This is a genomic window from Limnospira indica PCC 8005, from assembly GCF_000973065.1.
Taxonomy (GTDB): Bacteria; Cyanobacteriota; Cyanobacteriia; order Cyanobacteriales; family Microcoleaceae; genus Limnospira; species Limnospira fusiformis.
On record NZ_FO818640.1, the window covers coordinates 6221416 to 6228153 of the forward strand.

4 protein-coding genes are annotated in these 6738 nt (G+C 40.3%); 3 read left to right on the forward strand and 1 reads right to left on the reverse strand.

From position 1 onward, the window contains the following. The first annotated feature begins 39 nt into the window (after positions 1–39). The 3 genes from XZ46_RS27635 to XZ46_RS27645 all read left to right on the forward strand — a co-directional run bounded on the left by XZ46_RS27635 (position 40) and on the right by XZ46_RS27645 (position 4385). Positions 40–1371 carry a class I SAM-dependent methyltransferase gene (locus tag XZ46_RS27635; protein WP_157234576.1) on the forward strand — a complete coding sequence of 444 codons (1332 nt, stop codon included), beginning with the start codon at positions 40–42 and terminating at the stop codon, positions 1369–1371. Between the two features lie 64 nt (positions 1372–1435). Further along, positions 1436–2866, forward strand: a complete 1431-nt coding sequence (locus tag XZ46_RS27640; RefSeq protein WP_008056495.1) for a glycosyltransferase family 61 protein — start codon at positions 1436–1438, stop codon at positions 2864–2866. 526 nt (positions 2867–3392) lie between these two features. Next, positions 3393–4385 (forward strand): sulfotransferase domain-containing protein, encoded by a 993-nt coding sequence (locus tag XZ46_RS27645; protein WP_048895343.1) that lies wholly within the window; start codon positions 3393–3395, stop codon positions 4383–4385. A 54-nt stretch (positions 4386–4439) separates the two neighbouring features. Here the strand turns inward: XZ46_RS27645 and XZ46_RS27650 are convergent, their stop codons facing one another. Further along, positions 4440–5648 (reverse strand): putative capsular polysaccharide synthesis family protein, encoded by a 1209-nt coding sequence (locus tag XZ46_RS27650; protein ID WP_228116634.1) that lies wholly within the window; start codon positions 5646–5648, stop codon positions 4440–4442. Between the last annotated feature and the right edge of the window lie 1090 nt (positions 5649–6738).

The window sequence follows — 6738 nt, forward strand, 5'->3', positions numbered from 1 at the left end:
ACTGAACTGATCACCTGGTATCAAGAAAATCCTGATTTTGTGGCTTTGCGAGAAAAAATGCAAGGTTACTCAGAACAGGATTTTATGAATAGCAATCTCAAGCTACTCCAGGATTTGTGTATGTGCGATTTTATTAAGAAACACATACCCCCCGGAGCCAAAGTCTTAGAAATTGGCGGTGCTTATTCCCGGATTCTATCCTTTTTTAAAGATAAAATAGAAGGTTGGAATCTCGATAAGTTTGAGGGTATAGGTAATGGACCTAAAGAGATAGTCTCAACCCAGGATTATAAGGTTATACCTGCATATATTGGAACTTTTGATCCACGGTTACCAGATGGGTATTTTGATCTGGTTTTTTCCATTTCAGTTTTGGAACATATCAACGAAGACGATCGCCTTTTAAAAAATATTGTTGATGACATCGACAGGTTATTAAAGCCGGGTGGCTATAGTGTTCATTGCATTGATTGCCGCTTTCCTACTAACAAACCTGCTAATCTTGATAATCGCAGAATGGCTAAGTATATTATTCAGCAGTATGGATTTGACCCGCAATATGTAATTGATAATCACCAGAATCAAGATGTATTTCATATGTCTGGTAAGGCTTATGATAAATTTTGGAAGAAATCGTGTCAGAACCGACCTTATCAACTAGATGGATTGCCTTTTAATATTTTTCTAGTCAATCAAAAAAAACATATAGAAGGCTATGAAAAACTCAATAGGGTGAGGCAAAAATATGCTTTTCCTAATGTTTATAAAGTTGATTCATATTGTTTTGAACTATTTGGAACTGGTCGTGAGATTATTTTTGATAAAATCCGGAAACAGAATATTAATTTAATGCTGGAGATAGGCTGCTTTTTATGTGGTTCCTCCCTTCAATGGTTGGAAAAAACACAAAATTTGACAGTTATTGGCGTGGATAGCTGGGATGATGACTTTGCTTCTATCTTGGAATACTATAATGCCAAACCTGCTTTTAAAGGCTGCTTTAGAAAAATTAAAGATATACAGGGTTTTATTCAATCTGTACGACAACATGGCCCCTATATTTCTGCTGTAGCTAATGTCAAAAAGTATAGAGATCGCTTTATCCCAGCTAAAGGTCACTCCCCGCAAGTTTTGTACGAACTCCACGATCTGGGAGTGAAGCCGGAATTGATTTATTTTGATAGCAACAAGACCTTGGATAATATAAATGTATGTTGGCAGCTATTCCCTGATGCTATTTTATGCGGGGATGATTGGAATTGGGGAGCAAACCAAGGATTTCCAGTTCAGCACAAGGTCAATGATTTTTGTCAGCGAAATGGATTTTCGGTGACAGTTAAGCAGGCAACCTGGATACTATCGAGATCCTAAAATCATCCAGGTTAGTCAATTTTTGAGATGAATTAATAGTTCTAACATTTTGAGTGATACAGTCATGAATGATTTTAACCGTGGTAATGAGTTACTGAGGAAGGGGAAAGTAGAGGAAGCTGTTGCTGCTTATCAGAAGGCGATCGCCCACGATCCTAGTTTCCATTGGTATCATCAAAAATTGGGTGAAGCTTTCGAGGAGTTACAGCATTGGGAAAAGGCGATCGCTGCTTATCTGCGAGCCATCCAATTGCGGCCAAATGGGACTTATTTTATGTCCAGTTTGAATCGAGTTTTAGCCGAGCCATCAAAAGTTCTTAAATTATCACCGATTCATCCATCAGAAATCGCCCGTACAGACGACGAAAACTTGATATTTTCATCGGCTATTTCCGAAAACATTGATTTCTTGGAAGTCAACTCATCCGAGCCAGAAAAGTTGGCGATCAAGTCCGGCAGCAATCTCATCAAAGCGGCTTGTTTTTCGTCATCTTCTACTTATGATTCATGTTTCCCAGAGGAGCAATCTTATACTCTGCACCCCGTTTATTGGGTTCGTTTACCCTGGAGCTTAATCTTTCCTCGGGATTCCTTAGTCATTTCTCAGTTTAGCAAATATTGGCCGGATTCACTGTATTTGGTTAACTGGTCTGCTTTACCTCAAATTACTCGCGCAGGGCCGGAAATGCTACAGATAAAGACACCGATCAAACCCCGAATTATCCACGAGCCAACCATTCTTTTAACCTCATATACTTACGTCAATTATTATCATTGGCACGTCAATATTTTGCCCATCGCTTTTTCCCTAAAAGACAAAATAAACTTGGGAAAATTGAGGGTCATTTCATCCAATTTAAATCACTGGCAAACCCGAAGCTTGCAGGTTTTGGGTATCGACTGTTCACGGGTCGAACAAGTGGGTCAAACAACGCTATTGTGCCGCTCCTTAATTTATTCTTCCCACCTGTACGCTTCATCATTTCCCCCGTCTCAATTGGTCAAATCTATGTTTGATAGTCTCAAAAAAAGTGGCGAAAAAAATGCATATAAAAAAGGCGATCGTTTTCCGGAATTAATATTGATCAGCCGGGAAGATTCGCCGAATAATCGAAAACTGTTGAATGAAGATGAAGTTTATAAAGCTCTCGCACCGTTGGGATTTGTCAAGGTTGTCGCGGGTCGTCTTTCTTACGAACAACAAATTCAAACCTTCGCCCGAGCCAAGGTCATTGTTGCTCAACACGGAGCGGGTTTGACAAATATGGGTTTTGCACCCTCTGGCTGTAAGGTAATTGAGATTTTTTCAGAAAACTACGTGAACAATTGTTTTTGGCGATTGAGTCTGACCTTGGGACATCAGTATGCCTATGTCATCAATGAAGTGGATGAGAAATACAAAAATCTTCCCCGCAATCAAGTGAAATTTTCCGCTCCGATTGATGCGATCGTGAATGCCGTCTCTCAGAGTTCACCGTGTTCTAACCCACCTTAACATTGTCGGTTAAAATTTTCAAAGATGACATGAATTATAAAAAATGCTGTGTCATGGTTGGGGATGTGATAAAATTAGTGATTACAGACACTTGAATTTTTGATACAATCTGGGGAACTTGCGAAGCCGCCGGATCGCCCTTTTAATGTTGGTGTTCTGACTCGTAAAAAATTTCTTTCTTGCAAAAAACCGGTCGGTGTAATATTATCATATGCAGCTCGCGTTAGGGTTCAACTCTTCCCCTGTTATGGCTAGTATCGGCAACTCCGACCTAGAAAAAGCGAATCAACTCCGACGAGAAGGACAGCTCGAACAGGCTGTTGCCTAGTATCGCCTGGGTGTCGAGTCAATGCCGGATTTATCTTGGTCTCACTATTATCTGGGGGATGCTTTGCCTCAGTTGTGGGACTGGGACGGCGCGATCGCCGCGTACCGGCGAGCCCTTGCCATCAACAGTTGAGCCTGGCGTTGCTCGAAACGGAGCGATGGGGTGAGGCTGTAGAAGTCTTGACTGCTGGGATTCAATTTGGGAAGGGCTTTTGCTCATCAAGAAGACTGGGAAACAGCGATTATTAACTATCGGAAAGCAATAGCTATAAATCCCAGCTTACAACTCCTTCACTCTAGTTTAAATTATGCTCTTGAAGCCGATCAACTTGAGCGCAAGTCAACCGTTGCCACTCCTAAAGTTATCACAAATCCAGACAATTTACGTCGTCTTGATGCTACTTCATCGCCGGACTCAAAGCCGAGCAAAAATATGTTTTGGGTAGCCTCATATCCCAAGTCTGGAAATACTTGGATGAGGTATATTCTGGCTCACCTTTTATTTGGTGCATCGGAACGAGAAGATGTAAGGAAAAAAGTAGGTCAGACCATTCCAGATTTGCATTATCAGAAGAATGTTTTTGATGCTCCAGAAATCAATTTTTCCCGTTGTAGTCGAGTTGCTTTTGCCAAAACCCATACTTGTGGATTTCCGGATTTAAAGACAGTCAATCCTGTGGGTTTTATTTATATTTATCGACATCCCTTGGACGTTCTCATGTCGGCGATCAACTATTCTTATATAAGTTGCCATCAGCATTTTTTTCACGATCATCGTTTGCACTCTCCCGAAGAACTTAAACAAAATGGCAAAATTAATTGGTATGTAGAGAGATTTATGCAAAATCTGCAAATAGATAATTTTTATCAAATGTCAAATACATGGCTAAATCATGTAAATACATGGCTGGAACTATCAGAAAATCATCAAATGTCTTTAGTTGTAAAGTATGAGGATTTACTAGATAATACATTTGAACATCTCAAAAAGCTGTCTGATTTGTTTGAGAAGACAGACAAGGAAATCCAAAAAGCTATTGAATTTAGCCAAAAACACACTAATGATGGAGGTAAGTTTTTCTGGAAAAAGAAATCAAGAAACTATCAAGACTATCTGGATAAAAAGTTAATTGCTCGATTTAATTCCAAGTATGCTACTGTTTTAAGTAAACTTGGCTACGATAATTTTTAGTTAGTCATTCACAACTCAATTATTTAAACATACCATAACTATCCCGTGCTAGGGTTAGTTACAGTGGTTAAAACTTCTATAAAATTCCTGAATTTGTGACTGGCTATAAAAATGCCGGGTAAACTTGGAACTTAACATCTTGTCTAAATAGTCTTTGGGAAGTACCAGTTTTTCCTGAAACTCTTGAAATCGGTTACTATACCACTTCTGGGAACTCATATTTTGGTTTTCTAGTTGCAAGTTGCTGATACCCGTAAACATTCGGATAACCTCCTGTTTTTGGCTATCCATTAGTTCCGCTTGCATAATCAAAATATGGTAAGATTCATGTAAGTAGGTTTGCCATCCTAACATCGAAAAAGGCTGGCTGTAAATATCAAAATTTAAGCATTTATTGAACTCTCTATCAAACCAAATCAGGGGATAGTTGAGGTCTAATGTCCAAAATTTATTAATCAGTTCTTCCATACTCAACTGTAGAATTTCTTCTTGGCTTAAATGGGGGTAATATGTATCGAGATTTTGAAAAAAGCCACTAACATTGACAGCAATGGGATTTCTGACCATGGAAATAATTTTTAAGGGTTCTCCTAACCAGTTTTTGAACACAAAATAGCCATCCACACAATGCCCTTTGTGCATATTGTTTTGGAGATAAGTTTCATCTAAGAAATGAATATCATAGACTTGTGAAGTGTAGTTTTTTAAAGATGTGGAAATCGAAGTTGAACCGACTTGTCCCATGGTGTAAACCAAAAAACGCTGCTGCTGTTGATTTTTAGATGCTAATGGCGACGAATTATGAGGTTTTTTGATGAGGGTATTTAATAAGGATTGGGCGGGTTGGTGGTTTGGATGAGATTTTAATAAGTGATGCAGGCATTGTATCGCCTGTTGAGAATCACCTATTTTCTGTAAGCAGCAGGCTTTTTGATAGTAAAACTCGCTTAAATCCGATCGCAACTTAATACATTTTTCCCAAATCTCTAAAGCCCTTTTGTGCTGTCCTTGCTGGCTTAAATCCATCGCTGTTTCGCGCATGGTTCTGATATATTTGCGACCCGTAAACCGCATTTTATCAATAACGGTTTCAGCTTCCATGTTGATGGTGATGGCGGTGGGGTGTTTCAGCGGAAAGCTAATTGATTGGGTAGGTAAATTGGCGATTTCATCAACTTCCCAGGTGGTATGGGCGGCATCTGCACCAAAACCAACATTAGAAATTAAGTTCTGATTGGGAATGATACATAAACCTCGATTCACCAAACAAGTAAATGTCCAAGCCCATCCCCAGGAATTAAAACCATTGTAGGTTAAATCAAAGATTTCTGCCCAATATCCCCCCCCCCCTGACTAGTCAACGCGTGGCCATAACCAATGGCGATCGCACTTGGTTAGCCAAGACTTTAAATCCGGGTCAAATAACCGCCAAGCTCGCCGCCATATCCCCCCCCCCCTGACTAGTCGACGCGTGGCCAAATAATACCTCCGAAGTCCCATCATCAGCATCTGCAGATATACTGATAGATTAAACACAATTTATGTGATAATCTTCTTCCCGCATAATCGCTGGGTGGGAAATTAGAAAAAGCGTCTAAAACAATCTACCATCAATCTCGATCATGACTGCTGCTACTTCGGAAATCATCATCCCCGCATAGTAGAACTCAAACAGCCAACGACAAGCATTAACACTGTCCTAGGAAGGCACGATATGCTGTCAAGATCTGGAGGATACCTAAACTACCCCGATTAATGAAAGCGGGTGACCCGATTCATCGACAAACAACTACCCAGAAACTTTAATCTAAACGTAGCTCCCATCAAAAATCCATACGCGAAGTAAAGATAAAAAGAGAACTTCCTCCAAAAATCCGTGTCAGGATGAGCGGGTGCTGGCAGTTTGGAACAGGGAAGGGAAAAAATACCCCGCACCCAACTCCATTAAGCGAACCGCGGGAACAAGGGCAACAAAAAATTTTTGACAAATTAACCACCCCCAATAAAGGGCAAACCATTTCGGGCCCACCCACAAGGAAATTTGGAATTTTGTGAAAAAGATCCCCAAACCCCAAAAACGCCCGAAATTTTTCCCCCAAAAAAAAAAAGGCCAATTTTTTTGAAGCCCCTTGGGGGAGGAAAGTGTGGAAAAAATATTTTTCCCCCCCCCGGGCCTTTGGTGTTTTTTCCTGTTTTTGGGGATCACATACTACCCCCCCCCCCCCCTCTCCTGGGAAAAATCAAAACCCACAACCCCCCGGTGTCGGGGACACCAAAAAAATAAAAATGANGNNNCTTNAGANNANNNNTNACTTCNNCTTCGTTTTATGTGGATCGATNATTTTGTTCNTTG